The organism is Clostridium sp. CX1 (assembly GCF_025398335.1).
GTDB lineage: Bacteria > Bacillota > Clostridia > Clostridiales > Clostridiaceae > Clostridium_AM > Clostridium_AM tanneri.
On the sequence record NZ_JAODOO010000006.1, the window covers coordinates 204,930 to 229,531 of the forward strand.

A 24,602-nucleotide genomic window follows, 5' to 3' on the forward strand; every position below is an offset into this window, starting at 1 on the left:
TCCAAAACAGAACAAATTTGTAATTATGACTGTTCCATTTTAGAACTTTGTTCCAAAATGGAACAATCTATAGAATAGTTATCAATCTTCCTATATAAGGTGTTTCTTCCTATTCCCAATGCCTTAGCAGCTGCTGTAATACTTCCATTAAACTTGTATAAAACCTTTATTATATGCTCTCTCTGAGCATAATCCAGCTTTAACTGCTCTGGGTACTCCTCTTGTAAATCTAAATCAATATCTTTACTACTTTTTAGCAGTTCTATCGGTACTGATTCAGTATTTATCATAAGCTCTACCAGATTCTCCAGTTCTCTGATATTCCCTGGCCAATTATAATGGAGAAAATATTTCATCTGACTATCTCCTATTTTTATAATTCGCTTATTTAGATGCTTTGATATTTTCTTCATAAAAAACTCCATTAATAAAGGAATGTCATCTTTTCTCTCCCTCAGTGGAGGTAAATGAACTGGTAATACATTTAACCTATAATATAGATCTTTCCTAAAGTTACCTTCTTCAGCCTCACTTTTTAAATCTTTATTAGTGGCGGCTATAATTCTAATATTTACAGGTATTTGTTTTGAGGTTCCAATCCTATTTATGACTCCCTCCTCTATAACTCTTAGAAGTTTAGTCTGCATATCAAGAGGCATTTCTCCAATTTCATCTAAAAATAAAGTCCCTTTATCAGCCATTTCGAACTTACCAGCATATCCACCTTTTTTGGCCCCAGTAAAGGCCCCTTCTTCATACCCAAAAAGTTCTGATTCTATTAAATTTTGTGGTATAGCTCCACAGTTTACTGCAACAAAAGCCTCGTCCTTTCTATCACTGTGATTATGGATAGATTGTGCAAAAATCTCTTTTCCTGTGCCGCTTTCACCGGTAATAAGTATGGTAGATTTACTGTCTGAAATCTTTTTACAGTACTTAATAATTTCAATAAGTCTTTTATTCTTTCCAATAACCTTATCGAAAGTATAGATAGCCTTTCCACTAACTATCTTATGAGCTTGTCTTCTTTCCTTTTTAGTTTCTAAAAATACGTATACCAGCTTACTAATTGCCTCTTCCTCAATGAATATAGGGTGGATGCTTAGGTTAAACTGAAGCTTATTCCTCTTAGAGTTCACAAAGACGTCCTTACTATCAAAACCTTTTTTGCTCCTAGTAATACTATCTAAATTTAAGTGATCCTGAATTAAATCAGCTATATTCATATTTTTCAGTTCATCTTCTTCATATCCGAACAGCTTAGGAGCATACTTGTTAACAGTTTTTATATTTCCTTTTAAGTCAGAAGTTAGAATACCTATGAGCAAAATTATCTAACCTCCTTTTTTATATAGTTCAGAATAAACCTTAGTTTTCATGCTTATCTACTATTATCCACCTATCTGGTACATAGCTCTTTCACTTCCACTTTTCTTATCACATTCTAAGTTATGTTGTGAAGGCTTTGAATATATGGACTCTTTTAGAACTGAAGTTAATAAAACTTCGTTGTCTAAGAAACTCTTTAAACTTAATTCCTTAGCTGAGTGAAGACATGGTTTAATGGTAGCTGCAGAAGTTAACCTTATTCTATTGCACTGACTGCAAAACTTACAGCTAAGTGGACTTATAAATCCTACCTTTCCCTTTGCTTCCTTCAGCTTATAAAGTGACGCCGTACTTACCTTATTGCTTTCTAAAGGTATAAGTTCAGGAAACTTAGCTAAAACCTCTCCAGAAGACATAAAGCCGTCCTCATAAAGCTTCTCTCCCTGACCTATAGGCATAAGTTCAATAAATCTAACCTCCACTGGCAGCTCCCTTGTAAGATTAATAAAATCTGATATTTCATCATCATTTGTTCCTTTTATAAGAACTGTATTAATTTTTACTGGTGTTAAGCCTATAGATATGCATTTTTGTATAGCTCTTAACACCTTGTTTATATCTCCACCTCTAGTTATTGCTGTATATTTATCTTCTTTTAGGGTGTCCAAACTTATGTTAACCCTGGTAAGCCCTGCTTCCTTTAAATCTTCCGCTATATCCTCTAAGAGTATTCCATTAGTAGTTATAGCTATGTCCTCAATTCCAGGTATCTTTGAAGTCTCTTTAATTAACCAACCTATATTTCTTAGTATTAGAGGTTCTCCTCCTGTGTATCTTATCTTTTTTATGCCAAGAATGGAGGCTGCCTTTACAATTTTTAATATTTCTTCAAATCTTAGTATATCCTCGTGAGCTTTTTTATCTATTCCCTCCTCAGGCATACAATATACACATCTTAAATTGCATCTATCTGTAAGGGAAATTCTAAGATAATCTATACTTCTTCCATAACCGTCAATCATTTATTAGCCTCCTTTAATTATATTACAGTTCCTATATCAGAATAATCATACCCTCCAAGTTTATCTATTTCCTTTAAGAACTCTTCACTTTTAATAACCTGTAGAAGTTCTTTTATAATATCTAACTCCAAATACTCCTCAGGAATAGCCAAATCATATTCTTCATTACAAATAGGAATAAAATCTAAATTCATCAATTTAGCTGCTGAATAAACTCCAAGACCACAATCTGCATCTCCACTAGCTACAGCTGCAGCTACTGAAAGGTGGGTAAATTCTTCTCTCTCATAACCCTGTATTTCCTCTTCTTTGATATTCAACTTTTTTAGATTGTAATCAAAGAGCAACCTTGTACCTGCACCTCTTTGTCTATTGACAAATTTCAATTTTTTCTTAACTATATCCTCCATAGAACTTATACCTAGAGGATTACCTTTTTGCACCATAAGCCCCTGTATTCTCTTTACACATTTTATAAGTTTAATGTTTTTGTTAGACAGGTATTTTTTAATATAAGAGATATTATATTCCCCTGTTTCCATATCTAATAGATGGATAGGTGCCAAGTGGGTCTCTCCCTTTATTAATGACATTATTCCTCCCATGCTTCCTACATGAGCTGAAGATAAGAAATAACCTTTTTCTCTAACATGAATTAAATCTGCTAGTACATCTATTATTGGGTCATGACTTCCTATGCACACTATTGTATTCTTTATGTCATCCTTATCTTTTAGCAGCTTTACATCTATTTTCTCTCCCGCCTCAATACCTTCTATGCTTTGGTCAACCTCTAGTATACCATCAGCTCTTACTAATGACATAGTAGCCCCTGCACCTCTACTTAAAGGTGTTGCTATAAGCTTATCTCCTACATAACCTAGTTTCATTCTTACAAATTCATGGTATTTTAAAGATGACATAACTCTTCTTGATAAAATTGCCTTTTCCACTTTTAATGGTTTTTGTCCTAAGGCAATATACTTCTCAACAAGATTTTTTACTATATTCTCCATAACAAAGTAGGCAGAAACAGGATATCCTGGTATGCCAATTACAGGTTTTTGTTGTACTTGTCCCATTATTACTGGCTTTCCCGGCTTTATAGCCACTCCATGAATAAACACTTGTCCAACCTCATTGATAACCTCAGAAGTAAAGTCTTCTCTTCCAGCAGATGAACCTGCGTTTATCAGTACTATATCACATTCTTCTACTGCTGTTAATACAGTATTTTTTATCAAATTATAATCGTCTTTAACTATCGGATACCTTTTAGCCTTTCCTCCAAAGTCCTCAACCTGTGCAGCAAACACTCTTGAGTTAAAATCTATTATATCTCCAATCTTCAATTCACTTCCTGGATCTACCAGTTCCGTCCCTGTTGGAATAATTCCTACCACCGGCTTTTTGTATACTTTAACTTTATTTACTCCTCCAGCAAGCATTGCCCCTATATCTACAGGACGAATCTTATGATTGGATGGAATTATCAAGCTATTTTGTACTATATCCTCTCCTAAAGGCCTTATATTTTGCCATGAAACTGCACTTTTATATATCTTAACACTTTTATCACCGGTTCTAATCAAGTCTTCTACCATGATTACACAATCATATTCTTTAGGTATAGGATCTCCTGTATCCACCACAATATAGTCTTTATCCTCTTTAAGTTCAATATGATGCTTTTCAGAAGCACCTATAGTACTTTCTGCTTTTAGTGCTATACCATCCATAGCAGAACAATTGTAAAAAGGCGAAGATATTAAGGAATATATCGGTTCGCAAGTAACCCTTCCATTACAGTCTTCTGTGTTTAGTTCTTCAAATTCCTTTTTTATATTTAATTTTTCAAAATAAGTACTTATTGCATCCTTAAGCTCATAATTTGAAAGATAAATATTTTGCCCCATGTCCATTCCCCCTAGAGTTCAATATAATATAAATATAATAATTAAATTTTTTATAAGTTCTTCAATTGAAATTTTTAAAAGAATTTATAAACTGCGACCTGCTCTCCCTCTCTTAAGCCTTCTAAATTTTTCTCTATCTTTATATATCCATAGGCTTTAGAAAAACCTGTTATAAGCCCTGACTTTGAAAAGATTGGTTCTGCTAAAAGACCACCCTCTTCTTCCCTTACAATAACTGGAAGATATTCTTCTCTGCCCTTGGATTTATGGTAGTTTACTCCAAAGCTACAGTTAACAGGATATTGTTTCTCATCGCTATTAATAATTTTATCTATAAGAGCTTTAACGATAATCTCATAAACTATAGAACAGGATAAAGGATGACCTGGAAGGCCAAAGACAGCTTTCCCATTTACCTTACCTAGAATGGTAGGCTTTCCTGGTTTTATAGAAATGCCATGAACTAAAATTTCAGCATCATTAAAGGACTGTATAACTTTCATTGTTTGATCTTTAGTCCCTACAGAGCTTCCCCCAGATACTAATACTATGTCGCACTCTTCTATTGCTGCTGTCATAGTATTTTGTAATTGATGATAATTATCTCTAACTACACCGTAATTTATAGGCTTACAGCCATCTCTAAGTATAGATGAATATAAAATATAGGTATTTATATCCCTAACTTGTCCTTTCTTTGGAATTTCTTCTACTCCTACGATTTCATCACCAGTAGAAATAACTCCAATCTTAGGCTTTTTAAAAACAGAGACTTTACTAAAACCTAAACTTGATAATACACCTAGTTCATAGGCTCTTAATCTTGATCCTTTGTTAATTACAACTTCCCCAGCAGCTATATCTTCTCCAACTTGCACCACCTTTTCTCCATTTGCAGAAGGTTTATTTATAAGTATAGTATCTTCATCAAGCTTCTCGGTGTATTCAATCATAACTACTGAATCGGAACCCTCTGGTATCATTCCTCCCGTTGGCACATAGATGCATTGCTCTTGTGAATCAAGCTGAACCTTAGGTTCTTGTCCCATTAAAACTTCCCCTTTTAGAGTAAGTATAGAGGGCATAGATTCACTAGCTCCAGCAACTGCCTTGGAATTTACTGCATATCCGTCTACAGTAGACCTTCTAAAGTTAGGGACATCTGTTTTTGAAATAATACTTTCCCCTACTATTCTTCCATATGCTTCTTCTAAACTTACTTCTTCCATACCAAGACTGTAATTAAAACTTTTTTCTAAAATTTCTTTCACTTGCTCAACAGACATAACTTTAAATAGTTCCATACTAGCACCACCTATTTTTGACAATTGGGAATGAACTATTGTCCATTCCCAATTTTTATTTTAGAATATTATTTTTTTGCATTAGGTATAAATAATGATTGACCATATTTATCTTTACCAAACTCTGCTATAATCTTTTGAGTACTATCTGAAATAATCCAGTTAATGAACTCATCAGCCTCTTTTTCCTTTATTTTATGCTTTTCTGGATTTAACTTTATAACTCCATACTGATTGTAAAGCTTATCATTTTTTTCAGTTACTATTACCAAATCTAACTTATCCTTCATAGATAGATATGTAGCTCTATCTGTAAGAGTATATGCATTCATTTCCTTGGCCATTTGAAGCACAGCACCCATGCCTTTACCAGCAGAAACATAGAAGTCTCCCTTTGGAGTTATTCCAGCAGCCTTCCATAAATCTTTTTCTTTTGTATGGGTACCTGATTCATCTCCTCTGGATATAAACTTTGCTCCACTTTCACTTATAAGCTTTAATGCTTTAACAGCATCTGCTGAAGCATTATCTTTGATCTTCGCTGGATCATCCTTAGGTCCTACTATTATAAAATCGTTATACATAACATCATATCTTTTTACACCAAAGCCATCCTTTATGAATTGTTCTTCCTTTGCCTTTGCATGAACAAGTAAGCAATCTGCATCTCCTTTTTCTCCAAGCTTCATAGCTTCACCTGTACCCTTGGCAACAACCTTAACTTTTATCCCCTTCTCTTTTTCAAATATAGGCAGTAAATAATCCAACAAACCTGAATCCTGCGTACTAGTAGTAGTAGCTAAAATAATAGACTTGTCTTCTTTTTTTTCTGTGTCCGTTGTTGTTGCTGCTTGTTTAGAGCATGCTGTAGTAGAAAATAAAAGCAATGCACTTAAAGCAGTCAATAAAATCTTTTTCATTAGATTTCTCCCCCTCTTACTAATATAATTCTATAATATTCCAAATTCCTCTGTAATTCAATATAAATTTTGTTACTTTTTTACCAAGTTTGAATTTACATGCAATTTAGAATACCAATGTTTCTTTAAATTAGATCAGCCAAATCTGCACTATTTTTGCACTGACCAGTCAGAATAATGAGAATATTTTAACAATTTGTAAACTTTTTCAATATATATTCATTAATTCCAAAAACTGCTATATAATATAGCTGTGTGTGACATTAAATTTTAAATGACATAACACAATTTATAAATAAGGGGGAATATCGAAATGTCAAGATTTACATTACCAAGAGATATTTATTTTGGTGAAAATGCTTTAGAGGAACTTAAAAACCTTAAAGGTAAGAAAGCCGTAGTAGTTGTTGGTGGGGGATCAATGAAAAAATTCGGCTTTCTTGAAAAAGTAGAAAGTTATTTAAAAGAAGCAGGAATGGAAGTTAAGTTATTAGAAGGTGTTGAACCAGATCCATCTGTTGAAACAGTTATGAAAGGTGCTCAATTGATGAGAGACTTCGAACCAGATTGGATAGTTGCTATGGGCGGAGGCTCACCAATAGACGCTGCTAAAGCTATGTGGATATTCTATGAATACCCAGACTTTACTTTTGAACAAGCTGTAGTTCCTTTTGGATTACCAGAATTAAGACAAAAAGCTAAATTCGTAGCTATATCATCTACAAGTGGAACTGGTACTGAAGTTACTGCTTTCTCAGTAATTACTGATTATAAAGCTAAAATAAAATATCCTTTAGCTGATTTTAATATAACTCCTGACGTAGCTATAGTAGATCCAGCATTAGCTCAAACAATGCCACCTAAATTAGTTTCTTATACAGGAATGGATGCTATAACTCATGCTATTGAGGCTTATGTAGCAACTGCAAGATCAAGTTACTCTGATCCACTTGCAATAAAAGCAGTAGTTATGATAAAAGATTACTTAGTAAGATCTTATAATGGAGATGTAGAAGCAAGAGCTGAAATGCATGATGCTCAATGCCTAGCTGGAATGGCATTCTCAAATGCTTTACTTGGAATAGTTCATAGTATGGCACATAAAACTGGTGCTGTATTCCATATTCCACACGGATGTGCTAATGCTATATACCTTCCATATGTAATTCAATTTAACAGAAAGACTTCTGAAGCTAGATTTGCTGATATAGCTAGAGCTGTAGGATTACCTGGAAGCACTAATGCTATGTTAACAGATTCATTAATAGAAATGATTAGAGATTTAAATAAAGCTATGAATATTCCTCTAACATTAAAAGACTATGGCATTACTGAAGAAGACTTTAATGCAAACTTAGACTCTATCTCTAAAAATGCTCTTACAGATGCATGTACTGGATCAAATCCAAGACCAGTAGATTTTGAGCAAATGAAGAAAGTATTCCAATGCACATTTACAGGTAAGGACGTTAACTTCTAAGAGATAGCTCTATAAAAATAAAGTGAATAAACGGGCATATGAAACTTATAATTCTTTAATTATAAATTCCATATGCCTTTTATTTTAGCAGCATAGTTATATATCATGCTACAGCAATCTTATTAGATTTCTTCTACTGTAATTCGCTTAATTATACAACTATTCTTAGTTGCAATTTAAAAAGCATTTATCCCTTAACTTTAAATAGCCTCTGAAATATCCTTAATAAACTTACCTGTAAAATTAGTCTGTTTTGCTATCTTTTTAAGCTGCATATCGGAGGTAACTGATTTTGGACTAATCATATAAATCTTCTTAAAACCATCCTTCATATAAAACTTAAAGCATCCCTGAAGTATTGGAAGCATCTCTTGCCTGCTAGTTACTAAGTCTGTAGGATCTACAATTAAAATATACTCCTTAGGTTTAATCAGTAAAATCTCTCTATTATATGCTGTCATAAAGTCTTTTGCAACTTTTTCATTATAAAATCCCCATACAGTAATAATAAACTTTTTGTTTATTAAATCTTTTTTAAACCTAAACATAGTTACACCTGCCTTATAGATATAATAGCTAGAATTGATATAAAACGGTACACATAGTAAAGCCTATACCAACAGAACAAAATATTACCTTCATACCTTTTTTTACTACATTTGTTTTTAATGCCTCATCTAATGCAAAAATTGGACTTGTTGCTCCAGTATATCCATATTTGTATCCTACAAAGGTATACTTGTCCAAATTTACCTTTAACTTTACTAAGGTCTCTTCAATCTCAGATTTGTTAAATTGAGAAAAAATATAATGATCTATTTCATTTATATCTAACTTATTTCTATCTAATAATGACTTAATAATATACTTCCAGATATCTGAGAAATAGCTTACATCATGAGATAGAAACTTTAATTTTTTATCCTCATCAGAAATTTTATTATCAAAAATATGAGAAAAACCTACAGCTGGATAGTTAACTGTATAATATAAGGATGAATCGGTATAATAATTTGCATCAATAAACCCTATTCTATCTTCAGACTTCTCATTTTTTAAAATAATAGCTGCTCCGCCGTCTGAAAAGTTTGGATAGGTTATAGGATCATCTTTTCTTACTATATTACTTACCATTACCCCACTTGTTATTAAAGCATATTTAATAGACGGATTTGCTTGTAGATATCTGCTTACATTATCTAATGCAGAAAGCATACCTATACAATTGCTATTCATATCAAACACCACATGTGCATTTTTAGCTCCTAGCTGATTTTGAATTATTAAAGCATTACTTGGATAGGTATATTCAGGAGTATCTGATACGAAAACTAACATATCTATATTCTTAGCATCCAAACAGCTCTTCCTCAATACTTCCTTAGCTGCCTCTGTTGCCATCGTAATAGAACTTTCAGTACCTTCCTTAGCTAAATACCTTACTTCTCTTCCGAGGGTATTCATGAGTTTGTCTACCTTTATATTCATTTTATTAAAATGCTCTATAAAGAAGCTATTATGAATGGCACAACTTGGATGATAGATACCAGTATTAATAATATTTACATTATGAAACAATGCTTTCAGCCCCTTATCAGTTGTGTATTTTATTTCTATTTAATTTATTGATAAAGTATTTTACTATACGGCTTGTTCACCATCAGTATATTAACTGTTTGTTATTTTGTGCTATAAGAAATTTAAAGTTTCTTTTAGTATAAGAAACCTAAATCATTATAAGTCCACAAAATCAATTTATAGTAGATTTCACCTTACTTTTTATAAAAATTTTAGTAACACATATTCCCCCTTCTTCATAAACTAAAGTTAAAATATTAATCTACAAAAATAAATTGGAGGCGACTTCTATGTGTGGAATTACAGGTTGGGTTAACTTTAAAGCAGATATTTCTAAATCACCTACTATTATTGAAAAAATGACAAAGACTTTAAATAAACGAGGACCAGACGATGAAAACTATTATGTTTCTAAAAATGTACTATTTGGTCATAGAAGATTGGTAGTTGTAGACCCTACTGGTGGTGCTCAGCCAATGACTAAAACAATAGGAAAGGATAAATACGTTATTGTATACAATGGCGAATTATATAATACAGAAGATTTAAGAAAAATACTTTTAGCAAAGGGATATACGTTCCAATCTTATTCAGATACAGAGGTTCTGTTAACTTCATATATCCACTGGGGTATAGACTGTGTAAAATATATAAATGGAATATATGCCTTTGCTGTATGGAGCGAAAGTGATAAGAAAGTATTTATGGCAAGGGATCCACTAGGAGTCAAGCCTTTATTTTATACTATAAAGGGCAATTCCCTTATCTTTGGTTCTGAACTAAAAACTATACTTGCACATCCTTTTGTAAGACCTGTTGTTGATCGAGATGGACTGACTGAGATTTTTGCACTAGGTCCAGCTAGGGCTTTAGGCAGCGGAATCTTTAAAGGTGTTAAGGAACTTCCGCCCGCTCATTACCTAATCTACAGCAGTGATGACCTAAAACTACAAGAGTACTGGAAGATTAAAGCTGAAGCCCATAACGAAGATATAGAAGCCACAGCAGAACATGTAAAAAGTCTACTTATAGATGCTGTAAAAAGACAGCTTGTAGCAGATGTTCCTGTTTGCACATTTCTCTCTGGTGGTCTAGATTCTAGTGTTATTTCTGCTGTTGCAGCTAAGGAGTTTAAAAATGAAGGAAGGATACTAGATACCTATGCTATCGACTATGAAGATAATGACTTGTACTTCAAATCTAATTCCTTTGAACCTACCTCTGATAAGTTTTGGGCATTAAAAATGTCTGAGTATATTGGAAGTAATCATCATAACATTGTGAACAGCAGTGAGGATTTGGCTAAAGCCCTAGTTGATTCTGTAAAGGCCAGTGATTTGCCAGGTATGGCTGATATTGATTCTTCTTTATTCCTTTTCTGTAAGGAAATAAGAAAGAATGCTACTGTAGCACTATCAGGTGAGTGTGCAGATGAAATTTTCGGTGGCTATCCTTGGTACACTAGACCAGAAGATATAAATGCCAATACTTTCCCTTGGTCTAAATCTGTTGCCACAAGAAAACAATTACTATCAAAAGAACTGAAATCCCTAGACTTAGAAGAATATTTAAGTGATCAGTATAATCAAACCTTAAAACAGGTTCCTTATCTAGATGGAGAATCTAAATTTGAAAAGCGTATGCGTGAATTATTCTATCTAAACATTAAATGGTTCATGATTACGCTATTAAACAGAAAAGACCGTATGAGCATGTCTAACAGTCTTGAGGTAAGAGTTCCTTTTGCAGATTATAGACTTGTTGAATACGCCTTTAATATTCCATCTAATATTAAATTGTGTGATAACAGAGAAAAAGGGATTTTAAGAAAGGCTTTAAGAGGCATTCTTCCTGATGATATTATTGATAGAAAAAAGAGCCCTTACCCAAAAACTCACAACCCTAAATACACTAAGATTGTTCAGCAGTGGATGACTGATATATTAGAAGATAGGACATCACCTATTTTAAATTTGGTTGATAAAGAAGCTGTAAGACTACTAATACAAACTGGTGGCTCTTCCTTTAAAGAACCTTGGTATGGACAGCTTATGAGGGGACCTCAACTGCTGGCTTATTTGATTCAGGTTAATGAGTGGTTAAAAGAATATAAAGTTAGTATAGAATTATAGTAACTTTATACCATATGTTAACTATAACGGACAAATGAAGTGTTCTTAGACTGATTACAGCCCTATATGTTTTTCAAACATATAGGGTTATGAAGCAGAAGATTTTCAATGTTCCTAAAAAGTATTTAGAATGGACTTTATTAGTGCTTAACTTACCATAATCAAGCAAGTTCACCTCGGTTTTATACGTCTTTGTATTTAATCCTTCATTAATTAAAAACTACTGTATACCTAATGGCTAGTAACATTTTTTTCAACTGTTTCTTTTAATCCTTTGAGAATGATCTCCCAATTTTCATAAATTCGATTAAACATTTCATCGGTTTTGATGTTATCTTGAGTGACTGCAAGTAAAGTATCTCCACCTTTCTCAATTAGTTCATAAGTTATATTGGCATAGTTTTCTGGTTTATCTTCCAAACCAGAAAATGGAGACCAGAAAGCATATTGGAAAATCTTATTTGTTATTAATTTCAAAATTAAACCTTTATCCTCATAGATCTTCCCTTCCCACTTTCCTCCAAAAATTATAGAACTTCCCATGTTCCAATCAGAAACTGCTTCAGTACCAAATAAATACTGTTTTATCAATTTAGGATTTATCAACGCATTCCAAACCTTAGATACATCAGCATTAATTTGAACTTCCTTATTTACAACTAGTTCTTTAGACATATATATTCGCTCCTTTCAATATTTTATTCAAATCTGATGATATAGCATTTTCAAAGAACTAAACCAGATACTTAAATGTCATTTCCTATATTACTTATAAATTCACTAATGGCTGATGCAACCTTTTCAGGCTGTTCTTCTGATGAAAAATGTCCGCAGTTTTCGATTACTTTTAGGACCACATTTTGCAGGCCATTTTCAGCAAACCCCTTCATGTATACTTCAACATTTATATGTTCATCTTCTCCTCGCAAATAGAGAATCGGCATCGTAACAATATCATCTTTTGATGTCATATTATCTTTTTCATCTAGAGCAAGACATCTATAACAATCAAATCCTGCTTTTAAGGCACTTGGACGACTATATGCTTCAGCATATAATTTCCTTTGAGTGTCACTCATTTTTTTACCCTTTCCAGCAAGAGCATCATAGAAATAAGAAAAGTACTCCAGTTCATTGCCTCTAACAAGCAATTCAGGTAACTGGGGTATGGAATGAAAAGCAAAATGCCAAATATATGGATTGCTTTTTACCGCCTCCCATGGCTCAACTCCAGGAATGGCAACATTCATAATGACAGCACGTGAAATTCTATCTGGAAAGTTCTTCAAGAAAGCATAAGTTACCTGTCCTCCAACATCGCACCCGACTAAAGTAACATCGGATAAATTCAAGGTGTTCATAACATTGTGAACATACTCTGCTATATTTCGCTTTCTGTATGACCATAATGGGATTTCCGAATCACCTATGCCGGGTAAGTCAATGGCAACTACATGATAACTATTAGAAAGAAGTGTCATCACAGTTTTAAATTCCAGCCAACATGTAGGCCATCCATGAATAAAAAACACAGCTGGCTTTGATGTTGGACCAGCCTCTACAACATGGATAGGTATCTCTTTGACAATAACTTTACTATGGACGAATACTTCTTTTATACCATTCTCTTTATCTATCATTTTAGCTCACTCCTATAAAATTTCTCAATTACTTCATTATCATAATACTCATAACATGACAACAGCACGTCATGTTATACTTTGGATATGAAATCTTTTTATTTCATCAATCTTAAGAAGTAGATTTCTTTTTATATATAGAGGCTCTAAAATTTGAATGGAAGTACCAAAGGACAGAAGAAATCCATATAACCAATCATCCTCTGGCAGCCTTATGGATACGAGAAGTGAACCATCTTCATTTTTTACTATGTATTTTTGATTGAACTCATCATAAACCCTGTATGCTACTTGAGGAGCAAAACGCATCTTCATATTAATAAGGTCATGTGAATTAGTACGAGGTATTTCAATTGACGGAATATGAAACTCTTTATCAGCAAAGCTTATTGGTAAAATTTCAACATCTTGAATTCTGCTAATTTTAAAAGTTCTGTAGTCCTGTTTTAAAAGACAATATCCTTGTAAATACCAAGATTTCGCTTTGAATGCAAGCTTTAGCGGATAAGCTGTTCTGTGAGTAATATCTCCATAGGAATTTAGATAGGTAAAAGATACTGCTTGCTTCCCGATAATAGTTTCTTTCAATGCTTCAAATTTTTCTTTGTCTGTTTCACAATTGGTCCAGGGCGAAAAATCAACTTCAATCCAACTATCACTTGTTTTATCAAAGAGGACAGTCAACCTTGAAAGTATATTGCTAACATCAAAATGGTTTGTGGACGACAGGCTTTGCAGAGCTAATAAAATTTGATTTTGTTCTTCCTCTGAAATTGCAGTCTTATTCAAAACAAAATTATCAAGGATAGATATACCTCCACCCTTACCCTGCTGAGAATATATAGGAATCCCTGCTGCTGACAACGTCTCTATATCACGCAATATTGTTCTCACTGAAACCTCAAAATGTTCTGCTAACTCTTTAGCTGTTGTTCTTTTCTTATAAAGCAATAGATATACGATTTCAAAAAGTCTATTTATCTGCATATACTCACCTCTGCAATATTTTAACATAACATTATGACATATATACGTAATGCTATAAACAATGAATTCCAGATATTAGAGCTGACCAGTTATTTATGTAATTCCATTAATTTTAAAGCATAATCTTTTTATACACCGATTAAAAATTAAGATTAAATTGATTGGTCTTGATTTAGAAGTTAAAAACAAAGAAAAAAGTGCTCCATCTAACAAAGATTAGCACTTTTTTCAATTAGCCTTTATCTGAAATAATCACACAATGCTTTAAAATAAAAAACAATCTGCTTTTTAAAATTTTCCAATTACAATTTATTTTATTACCTTAGAAGATTTAGTTGCCACGAAACTCCAAAGCGGTCATTTACCCAACCAAACTTTTTACTAAAACCATAATTATCTAAAGGCATAAGTACCTGTCCGCCTTCACTTAGGCTCTGATAAAAGTCTCGAATCTCATCTTCCGTATCGCAAATAATATAAATTGAGAAAGATGGTGTAAAGGAAAACTCATGTTTCATATTACTATCAATACACATAAATTCTTGTCCTTTTAAGGTAAAAGTAGCCTGCATAATAGACCCTTCAACTCCACTTTCATTAGCACCATAGCGAACTATGTTTATAATTTCTGAATCCTCAACCAGGGAGGTATAAAAATTCATTGCTTCTTCCGCATTGCCATCTTGAAACATTAAGAATGGTATTACCTTTTCCATTTTGAATACTCCTTTCCATATCTATACTCTTATGTATAACTTGATTTTATTATAATATCCCTTGCCAGCTATATCTAAGGTTTATTTAACCTAATAGCTAGTTTGATATGAGATTGAATTATTTTTTCTTCTTTAATTTTTCTTCTGCATTTTTTATATTTTCAGCAACTCTAAATGCAACTATTTTACTTACTAATTCATAAGGTAATGGCCTTTTTATAGGAAATTGTACTGATCCTTTTGCTCCTTTATATTCTAATAATTCATCTTTAAATGCATCAATTCCACTAGGAGCTGGATAAAATCCTATATGATTTTTATAAGCTGCAAAATGTACCAAATTCCCATGTAGTATAAAAGTAGGCATTTGCCAACTTATCTTCTCTTCTGCCTTAGGTGCAGCTTCTTTTATAACTTTTCTTAATGTTTTAAGTATCTCTTGAACTTCAGGAGAGAATTGTAAAATATATTCATCAATTGTTTTGCAAGTGGTTTTATTCTCTTCCATGATTTCTCCTTTCACAAATCCTTAAAGTGGACTAATATGCTATCTTAAAAAGATAACAAGCTCATTCGGTGTAAATATGAGTCAATAACTATCTCCCAGAAATACTACCATTTAATCTTTCATTAAGACAACTGCATTGATCCTCATCTAACTCTAGTTCATTGTTCTTGCAAAGAATATCAATTACTTCTCTCCAATGGTTGAATGAACTTATAAGGATTGCCTTTTGTACTGTATATCGAAGCCGTTCTTCATTCTTATAAAATCGGGGTTGTTCCCTATCATTATAAAATCTAACTGCATATTCCCCTGGAGCAACTGCTCTACCGATTTCCAAAAGAACATTATTTGTACTGGAATTAACAGTATCTATGATAGTTTGTAATGGTATAATATCTTGGAGTTTGTACTTACTCCCTCTTTTAGCCATGGTAAAAGCCTCCCTAATTAATAACTGGATTATTAATATATGCTTTATTCCCATACTCCCTATACTTTAATTAAAATTTATTTGCACTTATGTCGTATAACAATAAGTTATTGATATCAACGCCGGGTTTTTATTCTATTGCATACCTACAATCAGCATTAGTATTGATAAAATATTCCTTTATGCCAATTCTAAAGTTTTCTTTTTTAAATTTCCAAACTTCCAATTATAGACACAATGTGTGAAAAATAATCCATATAATACAAGTTCAACAACCTAGTCTAAATTCCTCTATATATAACTAAATTCATAGTTATCCGAACAAAAAAGTTTATCAAGGCAATTTGCCTAAGGTTTCAGTTATCAAAGAGCTTTACACATGAATCGTCTAACATATTAGTCTGCATAAAGGACTAATAAAAATTTTATCTACACACCTGTTATATTTAGCAAGAGATTATAGAAATATTAATAATGAATAGAGATTATCCCAAAATGAACCCCTTCTTTATTAAGTTTTAGAAATAAGTATGATTAAAATCCTAGTTCCTCACCTATTATGATTACATGAAAATCCGAATCTACAGGCTTTTTATGCATAATATTTGTTATATTACAGTTTCTCTGTTTAGAACTACAGTCCATACATGTGCCACTAAGATTGCATGCCAAATTATTGCAGTACTTTACATTATTCATCTGTGCTGCAACAAAACGAATCCTCTCTAATCCTGCATTTAGGTCTTTAACAACTTTGTTAGCACCTGCTATAACTATTATTCTGTCTGAACCGTAAAGACTTCCTGCAATCCTGTTGCCTGTTCCATCAGTGTTGACAATTTGACCATCCATTGTTATTGCATTTGCTCCCAACATAAATACATTAGCAACAAGATATTGCATAAGTATATCTCGCATTTCTTCCTTAGTTCCTACAACATTAAACCCTGGGCTATTATGCTCCATAGCATAGTTATTTACTGCACAAGTATGAGGAATTGCAACACAATTTTTCTTTTCCAGCTCCTCATCCAGTTCAAGAGCAAATATTGTATGTGAATCCCCACACCCTATGATGCCATTATTAGGAATCAAACTTAAAACAAGTATTCTTGCTTCCTCAATTGAATCACAATAATAGGCTTCAAAATTGTTCTTTTTGAGATTCTTTACTGCAACTGTGCCTTTTTGTCTTAAGTAGTCCTTTTTTATACTGTCTCTGTTATATGCCCCTTCTTTTAATTTTGGCATCTTAAAATTATGGAGATTTAGCATGATTTTTCCCCCTTTTATTATATTATACTTAATTTTGTTGCACATACTCGATAGTTCAAAGTGGATTGCGTAAACAGATAGCAATCACAAATAATAAAATTAATATTGCAAACTAACTTTTTCTGTTACAATTAGTATAAATGCCCAGAAACAAGTATACAAGTACGCACATTTTTGTGCCCTAAAAAGGAGAATTTTATGTCACAAAATAAAGAACAAGGAGTTATTAACGAGAAAAACTGCGTGATGATATATTCTATGGAAATTATCGGTGGAAAATGGAGAGTACCAATACTATGGAAATTATATCAAAATAAAACTATGCGTTACAATGATCTTAAAAGAAATCTAGTAGGTATTACGAATATTATGCTTACAAGATCACTGAAAAGTTTGGAGGAAAATGGGCTTGTGAGCAGAAAGGAATTTAATCAGATTCCGCCTCGAGTGGAGTATTCATTAACAGATAACGGCTTACAGCTTGTGCCTGCATTAGAAGCTATTTTTAATTGGGGAAAAGAGAGGATGACAAAAGAGGATATGACTTTAAAGACTGCTCGCTGCTAGCCAAATAAATGAGTAAATACTTGCAATGATAGGAAACAGAAATGCTCTATTTTTCAATTATTAACTTTTTCTAAATAGCAAATTGAAAAAATTACAGGAACATTTCTGCCCTTGATGTTGCATAATATTTTGCTGTTAAAACCTAACAATTCCTCGTTTGCATTAATTCATATTGCTTAATTAAGAAATATGAAACCATAATTCCCGCTTCATTAATAGCTTCTGTATCTAGATACTGATTAGCACTTATATCAAATAGGATATTAGCAGAACCTTTGAATTCCTCATCACCTAACCACAGTTTAATTGTTAACGGAAACTTAGGAAAAAGGTGTATTTTAGCACAGACGTCGCCCCCTTCTTCAATGGAAGCACCCAGTTTAAGACATGCCGCTTTTATTTGCTCTACTGGTTCTTGTGAAAACTTTTTTACTAGGGGATTAATGATTTTACTCAAAATAGCTGGATAATTAACAGATCCATTTTCTAGCTCACGATATGAGATTAATTTATTTGTAATGGGAGTGTTATCTGCTCGGGAAAGATAATGAAGAATAAGCCATCTCCAATTCCATGGAGGCATATGTTTTGAATTGCTGAAAACTATCTCACCCTCTGGATATTTTACATCAAGCATTTGTCCAAGACTTTTTATCCGCATAGTAGATTGTTTTGAATCAAAAGTTGCTCCACTTTTTTCCGACATCTTAAGCGGAGCTTTTTCTGCAAAGCATTTAACAGCATATTCTAGTGCTGGTTTATAACCATCTTTATCCTCGCCTATCATATAAGGAAACATTATTTTCATCCTCCTAACAAGTGAAATTAATTAATAAAGTTTACTAATGAATATTCCTTTTGTCATAGTACTAGCACTTCGGTACCTGCATCCCAAAAAAAGTCGAGCTGATGACAAGAGTTGGGGTCAAAAGGTTAGTTTATCAATTTGTTACTTAAGTAGTAACCAAATATCCTAATATATCTTTATCATGTTTGAACATTTACTTACTTTGATTTAAGTATATTGTACAACTGGAATATATTCTCAAACAAGTATGCACTTTTTTGACGCATACTATCTAGGAAGATAGTGTAAATATGAAGGAATACAAAGGCTCTGTTGCTGACAACCAAGACACTTGTTTTTGCTATGCACTTTCTATTATCAACGGAAAGAGAAGAATAATATTGTTTTTATTATTCTCCTTCCTGTAGCTTACTATCATTTAGGTTAATTAGTCCGTTTTTTTCGTAATAACTCTTCTAACTCATTGATAGATTCCTTTAGATCATTTATTTCAATTTGATATTTTTCTGCTACAGAACTAGAGAGATGAATCCCCCTTTGGCCTAGTACAAATCCTCTTTCCTCTTCTATATCTTCAAGATATTCCTTAAGTCTTATAAGCCTTTTTTCCAATTCCTCTATACTCATTTTTTCAAAAGCACTCATTATTATCCACACTCCCCTTAATTTAATATTAATAAATACTCTTTACTCTTTTTAACAATATACCAGAAGCTTTTGCCTCAAAATATAAGTTCAAGTCACTTTTGTTTAGTTTTTAACTACCTTGTCCATATTCCTCCGTGACAAATAGTATCTTAATTTTTCTTGAAAATATGGACAATAACCCATATGTTTATAGGTTTAGTATATGTACAACAAACCCGCTGGTCAATGAGCTCGGCAGGTTTTCTTCTATTTGGATTATAAATCCTTCTAAATGGAGTGAGTATATAAAATCTTCCCCTTCATTTTTGATTCACACTGAAAATTATAATTGATATTACCTTAAAATCTTATATACCTTTGTCCTAAAAAACCATCGATAGCTTATTCTGTTCGCTCCATTTTGGAGTATTTTTGCTCCAAATGGTATGAACTTTGTCAACTCCATTGACCCTTAAACTTATCATTTATATACTGAACCTGTGAATGGTTAAATAATGTAATCAAACTTCAGATTTCATCGTAAGCTGGGGATGGAACTTCAGCAGAAATTGGTAGTAACAGAAATATAGCTTCACTATATGATTACATTGAAACTATGATTGAAGAAATAAAAAAATTAAAGAAAGAATGGGGAGATAAGATGGCACACGTAATTGCAGTTGCAGGAAAAGGTGGTGTTGGTAAAACAACGCTGACAGGTTTATTGATTGAATATTTAGTGCAAACCGGGAAAAAACCAATCTTAGCGGTAGACGCAGATGCAAACTCCAATCTAAATGAAGTATTAGGTGTTGAAACGAGCATGACACTTGGACAGGTTAGGGAAGAATTAGAACGAGCAGGAATGGATTTACAAAGTAAGATCCCTGCCGGTATGACTAAGGCAGATTATCTAGAAATGCGCATGAATAATGCAATAACGGAAGAGGATGATTTTGATTTGATGATTATGGGACGTTCCCAGGGGCAGGGTTGTTACTGCTTTGTAAATGGTCTTCTAGAGAGGCAGATTCAGAAACTTCAGGGGAATTATCCATACATTGTAGTAGATAATGAAGCTGGAATGGAGCATATTAGCAGAGGAATTCTTCCTAATGTTGATACTATGATTCTAGTCAGTGATTGTTCCAGAAGAGGAGTTCAGGCAGCAGGAAGAATTGCAGAGTTGATAAGTGAGTCTAATATGCACCCAAAGTATATGGGTTTAATTGTAAATAGAGCACCAGAAGGCAAATTAAATCCTGGAACGCTAGAAGAGATAGAAAAACAAGGTCTTAAACTTCTCGGTATTGTTCCTCAGGATGATATGGTTTATCAATATGATTGTGCTGGAAAGCCAATGGTGAAATTACCTGAAAGCTCTCCTGTAAAAAATGCTCTTAAGGATATCATCGAAAAATTAGCTATATAGAGACGAGTTATATAAAAAAATAAACCCAGTAACAGAGCAAGATAGCTTTTTTACTGGGTTATAAGCAATTAATAACATCGTAGGACTCTATTTGATGTTGCAATCGATATTCCGTTGGAGAAACCTTCATAATTTTCTTGAAAGCCGTTGCAAATTTACCCTGATTTTCGTAGCCTACCTGCTTAGCGATGTCAGCTATCATATCATTGCCTCGGCGTAGCAAATTAGCAGCCTGGTGAATGCGATATTCTTTCATGTAGGTGGCAATTGGCTGTCCATAAACACCTTTGAAAGTTGACTTTAAGGTTGCTGTATTAATTAAGTATTCTTTAGATAATTCTTCAATTGTTGGTCTTTCTCGAAGATTGGATATAAGTTGTTTGTGAACTCTTTTAATAATTTCAACCTGTGGAGATAGATATTGCTCTCGCTGCTTTTCTTTATTCACATCAATCATCCATAGGAATAGCAGCAGTTCCTGCACCTTCAGTTTGAAATAGGGACGCTGCACACAATTTGGTAATGAATAAAGTTTAGAAAAAATATGTTCAATTTCATCGCGGGCAGGCATAACTAAGTAATGGTCATCTTCGCAGAACTTCCTTTTAAATTCATTGATATTAATGGCTGTATTGCACAAAATTTCAGGTGGATAATCGGCTACTTTATCTAAATCAACAACAACTCCAATGCCGCGATAAAGCTTTACTGGAAAACTCATAGTAGAAGAAACACAGTTGTCCATCATATGAATAGAAAGATCTCCTTCCCCAAGATACATACAAGCACCACTCTCTAGTTGCCAACCAACGCGTCCTTCCTGGCAATAATTAATTTGCATTGTATTACCATAGGGCTTATGTTGAAAGGTACAGCTGGTGGAATCAAAATTAGCTAAAAAGAGTTCAATACCGGGAAAAACCTGATAAACTGTCATATCTCCTTGACCATCCAGGCAGTCCAGCTTATATAATGTGTGAAAACCATCTTTACTTTGTTGAACAACCTTGGATACCTGGTTCAAAAACTGAAATTTTCCGGTGGTATTCATTGCGTTATCCTTTCGTTGCATTCGTTTAATATTGGATTGAAGCCTAAAAAATTCTCTATTTTTCTTAAACTTACACCCTTATCTTAATATATAAATCCATGAATAATTACTCATATATTCATATTATATTCCTTACTATAGTCTTTGTAAATAAAGCCTATACTATTTTCCTTCAAACAAATGCTTACTTCCACCAAGTATCAAATGGAGTTACAAGCAATTCTCGTTTATGCTTTGTTACTTCAAATCGATTTTCAATACTCGTCTTAACACTAGGTGCAACTTCTTTACCCAATAAATATTGGTCAAGAACATTGTATTCAATGCCTAGTTCCGTCTCATCTGCTTGCTGAGGTTTGTTATCGAGCAAGTCTGCCGTTGGAGTCTTAAGATAAAGTTGTTCGGGAGCATTAAGCTCCTTCAAAAGTTCACGGCCCTGTCCTTTTGTAAGGCCGGCTAAAGGAAGGATATCGGCTCCCCCGTCGCCGAATTTCGTGAAGAATCCTGTTACAGATTCTGCTGCATGATCCGTACCGATAACCAGACACTGCTGCTCCCCAGCAATAGCGTATTGGGCAACCATACGCATTCTGGCTTTAACATTACCCTTGTGATAATCAGCAAGGTTCTCACCTGTGGCATTAGTATATACCCTGATAAAAGCTGTGACGGGATCCTTAATGTTAAGGACAAAGGTCTGGTCGGGCTTGATAAATGCAAGAGCCCTTTGAGCATCTTCTTCATCTTTTTGCATTCCATAAGGGAGGCGAAGGGCATAAAATTTGGCTTTATAACCTTCTGTCCTCAGTTCTTCAACCGCCAATTGTGACAGCCGCCCGGCAAGGGTGGAGTCTTGACCGCCACTGATACCCAAAACAAAACCTTTTGCTCCTGCTTTCATACAATATGCTTTGAGAAAATCAATCCTGCTCTGAATCTCCTTCTTGGCGTTGATCTCTGGTTTCACATTCAACGCTTGGATGATTTCCATTTGTTTGCTCAATTGGAATTCCCCCTTATTATTCATTCTGTGTTTCGTGCAGAAGGCTCATCTTTAATTCATAATAATAGGGACTCATATCCAAATAATGCTTATGTGGATTTTCAAATCGCTGCTCTTCTTTCCAAATTTCCTTTTTTAACTGCTGCTCCACAAAGTTACGAATCTCATCTAGGCTAGGTGCCTGATACACCCGTTTTCCATCTTTCATCACAAGCTGCTGCAATTCTTTCACGGTGCAGTTTGTGAAGTAGCGGTTTTTCCAAGGTTTTTCTGGATCAACATATCGATATGGTTTGTCCATATCCACCAGTTCGTCCAACCTAGTAATCAGGTCTGCTATGGCGTTTCCTTCCTCACAGTAGACGCGATATATCTTTTTAAGGCCGGGATTTGTGATTTTCTCAACGGTTTCTGATACCTTTATCCTTGGTACAAATGTTTCATTTTCTTCTACAGCAGCAATTTTATAAACTGCACCAAATACAGGATCGCTTTTCGCCGTAATCAGACGTTCCCCAACACCAAAGCCATCTATTTTGCTGTCTTGACCTAGGAGCGAAGTAATGGTATATTCGTCCAGACTGTTCGATACAAAAATCTTACAGTCATTAAGTCCAGCGTCATCCAGCATCCTGCGTACCTTTTTTGAAAGGTATGCAAGGTCTCCAGAATCTAGACGTATACCCTTTAGTCGTTTCCCCATTGGCTCCAAAACTTCCTTTGCCACACGAATAGCATTTGGAATGCCAGAATGTATAACATCATAGGTGTCCATGAGAAGCACTGCTGCATCTGGGTAGTTTTTTGCGTAATGTTTAAAGGCCTCATATTCATCTTTGTAGAACATTACCCAACTATGTGCCATGGTTCCGCTGACAGGTATTCCAAATTGTTTTCCTGCCATTACGTTAGATGTACTACTGGCTCCACCGATATAAGCAGCTCTTGCCCCGTAAACAGCCGCATCTATATTATGAGCGCGCCTTGCACCGAAATCGGATACAGCTCGCCCCTCTGCAGCGCACAGGATGCGCCTTGTTTTCGTGGCAATCAAAGACTGATGGTTGATTTGTGTCAGAATGGCCGTTTCTACTAACTGTGCATCTATGAGGGGGGCTATTACGGTAATAATCGGTTCATTAGGGTACATGATAGTTCCTTCCTGGAAGGCGTAAATATCTCCTTTGAATCGGAAATTACTCAGATAGTCCAAGAAGTTTTCGCTAAAGAGATTCAGTGAGCGGAAATATTCTATGTCATCTGGATCAAAGTGCAGATTTTCTACATACTCTATTATCTGCTCTAGTCCTGCAAAGATTGCAAAACCTCCATTATCCGGATTTTTACGGTAGAATACATCAAATGCCACTTTCTTCATCTCATTTTGCCCAGCAAAATATCCATTTGCCATAGTCATTTCATATAAATCCATCATCATACTGATATTGCGCTTATCAAACTGTGTCATCATCTTCCCCTCCGATCACTGCAATCAATTCAGCAAGCTCTATTGAACCGAAAGACGGCTTTTCAATCACCTGACATCCGCTCACATACACCCTTTGGAAAATTCCCCAGCCAGGCGTCCCTTTTATGCAATGCGGAACAGGAAGCTTCTTCCCTTCTTGTGTCTGAAGGTAAGTCTTAGTATGGGTATCTTGTGTATAAATGACTGTGTCACCTGTTACTAGATAACTGTCAATCTTAGCCTTCGCAGAATCAACAATTTCTACAGCTTCCTTAGTACCAAGTGATCCATTAATAAAATCATTCTGCATATCAATTACCACTAAAACTTTCATTCCTTAATCCCTCCTTACTGCTATATGTGTCAGAATGGCCTCTATAAGAGGATTTAATTTACTTTAAGCTATGCT

23 protein-coding genes and 1 pseudogene are annotated in these 24,602 nt (G+C 34.0%); 4 read left to right on the forward strand and 20 right to left on the reverse strand.

Features of this window, described 5'->3' with window-relative positions; genetic code table 11:
* Nucleotides 1-23 precede the first annotated feature (23 nt).
* From N4T77_RS08970 to N4T77_RS08990, 5 genes and pseudogenes are all read right to left on the reverse strand, one after another.
* A pseudogene (locus N4T77_RS08970) lies at nucleotides 24-1,316 on the reverse strand (sigma-54 interaction domain-containing protein); the annotation flags it as partial.
* 75 nt (nucleotides 1,317-1,391) lie between these two features.
* The gene (gene moaA / locus N4T77_RS08975) at nucleotides 1,392-2,351 is read right to left on the reverse strand and encodes a GTP 3',8-cyclase MoaA (protein WP_261671431.1); all 960 of its coding nucleotides are present in this window, start codon (nucleotides 2,349-2,351) and stop codon (nucleotides 1,392-1,394) included.
* Between the two features lie 17 nt (nucleotides 2,352-2,368).
* Nucleotides 2,369-4,267: a molybdopterin biosynthesis protein gene (locus tag N4T77_RS08980; RefSeq protein WP_261671432.1), complete on the reverse strand. Its 1,899-nt coding sequence runs from the start codon at nucleotides 4,265-4,267 to the stop codon at nucleotides 2,369-2,371.
* Between the two features lie 74 nt (nucleotides 4,268-4,341).
* Nucleotides 4,342-5,571, reverse strand: coding sequence for a molybdopterin molybdotransferase MoeA (locus tag N4T77_RS08985; RefSeq protein ID WP_261671433.1), 1,230 nt, complete (start codon nucleotides 5,569-5,571; stop codon nucleotides 4,342-4,344).
* A gap of 68 nt (nucleotides 5,572-5,639) precedes the next feature.
* Entirely contained in the window at nucleotides 5,640-6,491 is an 852-nt protein-coding gene (locus tag N4T77_RS08990) for a substrate-binding domain-containing protein (RefSeq protein ID WP_261671434.1), read from the reverse strand.
* Between the two features lie 313 nt (nucleotides 6,492-6,804).
* On the opposite strand from N4T77_RS08990, the gene N4T77_RS08995 reads away from it, so the two are divergent.
* A complete protein-coding gene (locus N4T77_RS08995; protein WP_261671435.1) occupies nucleotides 6,805-7,971 on the forward strand; it encodes an iron-containing alcohol dehydrogenase in 1,167 nt (388 codons plus the stop codon).
* 200 nt (nucleotides 7,972-8,171) lie between these two features.
* On the opposite strand, the gene N4T77_RS09000 is transcribed toward N4T77_RS08995, so the two are convergent.
* Together N4T77_RS09000 and N4T77_RS09005 are read right to left on the reverse strand one after the other, a co-directional pair.
* A complete protein-coding gene (locus N4T77_RS09000; protein ID WP_261671436.1) occupies nucleotides 8,172-8,519 on the reverse strand; it encodes a hypothetical protein in 348 nt (115 codons plus the stop codon).
* Between the two features lie 28 nt (nucleotides 8,520-8,547).
* Entirely contained in the window at nucleotides 8,548-9,549 is a 1,002-nt protein-coding gene (locus N4T77_RS09005) for a ketoacyl-ACP synthase III (protein ID WP_261671437.1), read from the reverse strand.
* A 290-nt stretch (nucleotides 9,550-9,839) separates the two neighbouring features.
* On the opposite strand from N4T77_RS09005, the gene asnB reads away from it, so the two are divergent.
* On the forward strand, nucleotides 9,840-11,681 hold the full coding sequence (gene asnB / locus N4T77_RS09010) for an asparagine synthase (glutamine-hydrolyzing) (RefSeq protein ID WP_261671438.1): 1,842 nt from the start codon (nucleotides 9,840-9,842) through the stop codon (nucleotides 11,679-11,681).
* A 231-nt stretch (nucleotides 11,682-11,912) separates the two neighbouring features.
* On the opposite strand, the gene N4T77_RS09015 is transcribed toward asnB, so the two are convergent.
* The 7 genes from N4T77_RS09015 to N4T77_RS09045 form a co-directional block, all read right to left on the reverse strand.
* Nucleotides 11,913-12,356 carry an SRPBCC family protein gene (locus N4T77_RS09015; protein WP_261671439.1) on the reverse strand — a complete coding sequence of 148 codons (444 nt, stop codon included), beginning with the start codon at nucleotides 12,354-12,356 and terminating at the stop codon, nucleotides 11,913-11,915.
* A gap of 71 nt (nucleotides 12,357-12,427) precedes the next feature.
* Complete coding sequence (locus N4T77_RS09020; protein ID WP_261671440.1) at nucleotides 12,428-13,321, reverse strand: alpha/beta fold hydrolase; 894 nt, start codon at nucleotides 13,319-13,321, stop codon at nucleotides 12,428-12,430.
* 69 nt (nucleotides 13,322-13,390) lie between these two features.
* Entirely contained in the window at nucleotides 13,391-14,308 is a 918-nt protein-coding gene (locus tag N4T77_RS09025; RefSeq protein ID WP_261671441.1) for a YafY family protein, read from the reverse strand.
* Between the two features lie 317 nt (nucleotides 14,309-14,625).
* Entirely contained in the window at nucleotides 14,626-15,024 is a 399-nt protein-coding gene (locus N4T77_RS09030) for a VOC family protein (protein ID WP_261671442.1), read from the reverse strand.
* 118 nt (nucleotides 15,025-15,142) lie between these two features.
* Nucleotides 15,143-15,532 carry an iron chaperone gene (locus tag N4T77_RS09035; RefSeq protein ID WP_261671443.1) on the reverse strand — a complete coding sequence of 130 codons (390 nt, stop codon included), beginning with the start codon at nucleotides 15,530-15,532 and terminating at the stop codon, nucleotides 15,143-15,145.
* A gap of 88 nt (nucleotides 15,533-15,620) precedes the next feature.
* A complete protein-coding gene (locus N4T77_RS09040; RefSeq protein ID WP_261671444.1) occupies nucleotides 15,621-15,962 on the reverse strand; it encodes a hypothetical protein in 342 nt (113 codons plus the stop codon).
* Nucleotides 15,963-16,496: 534 nt separating this feature from the next.
* On the reverse strand, nucleotides 16,497-17,213 hold the full coding sequence (locus tag N4T77_RS09045; RefSeq protein WP_261671445.1) for a lactate utilization protein: 717 nt from the start codon (nucleotides 17,211-17,213) through the stop codon (nucleotides 16,497-16,499).
* Nucleotides 17,214-17,435: 222 nt separating this feature from the next.
* Here N4T77_RS09045 and N4T77_RS09050 point away from each other — a divergent pair, with 222 nt between their 5' ends.
* Complete coding sequence (locus N4T77_RS09050) at nucleotides 17,436-17,804, forward strand: helix-turn-helix domain-containing protein (protein ID WP_261671446.1); 369 nt, start codon at nucleotides 17,436-17,438, stop codon at nucleotides 17,802-17,804.
* 142 nt (nucleotides 17,805-17,946) lie between these two features.
* Here the strand turns inward: N4T77_RS09050 and N4T77_RS09055 are convergent, their stop codons facing one another.
* Nucleotides 17,947-18,603 (reverse strand): DUF3786 domain-containing protein, encoded by a 657-nt coding sequence (locus N4T77_RS09055; RefSeq protein WP_261671447.1) that lies wholly within the window; start codon nucleotides 18,601-18,603, stop codon nucleotides 17,947-17,949.
* 432 nt (nucleotides 18,604-19,035) lie between these two features.
* Nucleotides 19,036-19,257, reverse strand: a complete 222-nt coding sequence (locus N4T77_RS09060) for a hypothetical protein (RefSeq protein ID WP_261671448.1) — start codon at nucleotides 19,255-19,257, stop codon at nucleotides 19,036-19,038.
* 643 nt (nucleotides 19,258-19,900) lie between these two features.
* Between N4T77_RS09060 and N4T77_RS09065 the strand changes: the two genes are divergently transcribed.
* Nucleotides 19,901-20,671, forward strand: coding sequence for an AAA family ATPase (locus N4T77_RS09065; protein ID WP_261671490.1), 771 nt, complete (start codon nucleotides 19,901-19,903; stop codon nucleotides 20,669-20,671).
* 58 nt (nucleotides 20,672-20,729) lie between these two features.
* Here N4T77_RS09065 and N4T77_RS09070 read toward each other — a convergent pair whose 3' ends face one another.
* From N4T77_RS09070 to N4T77_RS09085, 4 genes are all read right to left on the reverse strand, one after another.
* A complete protein-coding gene (locus N4T77_RS09070; protein WP_261671449.1) occupies nucleotides 20,730-21,743 on the reverse strand; it encodes an AraC family transcriptional regulator in 1,014 nt (337 codons plus the stop codon).
* A gap of 163 nt (nucleotides 21,744-21,906) precedes the next feature.
* The gene (gene nadE, locus N4T77_RS09075; RefSeq protein ID WP_261671450.1) at nucleotides 21,907-22,725 is read right to left on the reverse strand and encodes an ammonia-dependent NAD(+) synthetase; all 819 of its coding nucleotides are present in this window, start codon (nucleotides 22,723-22,725) and stop codon (nucleotides 21,907-21,909) included.
* Between the two features lie 16 nt (nucleotides 22,726-22,741).
* The gene (locus N4T77_RS09080) at nucleotides 22,742-24,193 is read right to left on the reverse strand and encodes a nicotinate phosphoribosyltransferase (RefSeq protein WP_261671451.1); all 1,452 of its coding nucleotides are present in this window, start codon (nucleotides 24,191-24,193) and stop codon (nucleotides 22,742-22,744) included.
* Nucleotides 24,180-24,527, reverse strand: a complete 348-nt coding sequence (locus N4T77_RS09085) for a cysteine hydrolase family protein (RefSeq protein WP_261671452.1) — start codon at nucleotides 24,525-24,527, stop codon at nucleotides 24,180-24,182. Before N4T77_RS09085 ends, N4T77_RS09080 begins: the two co-directional genes overlap by 14 nt.
* Between the last annotated feature and the right edge of the window lie 75 nt (nucleotides 24,528-24,602).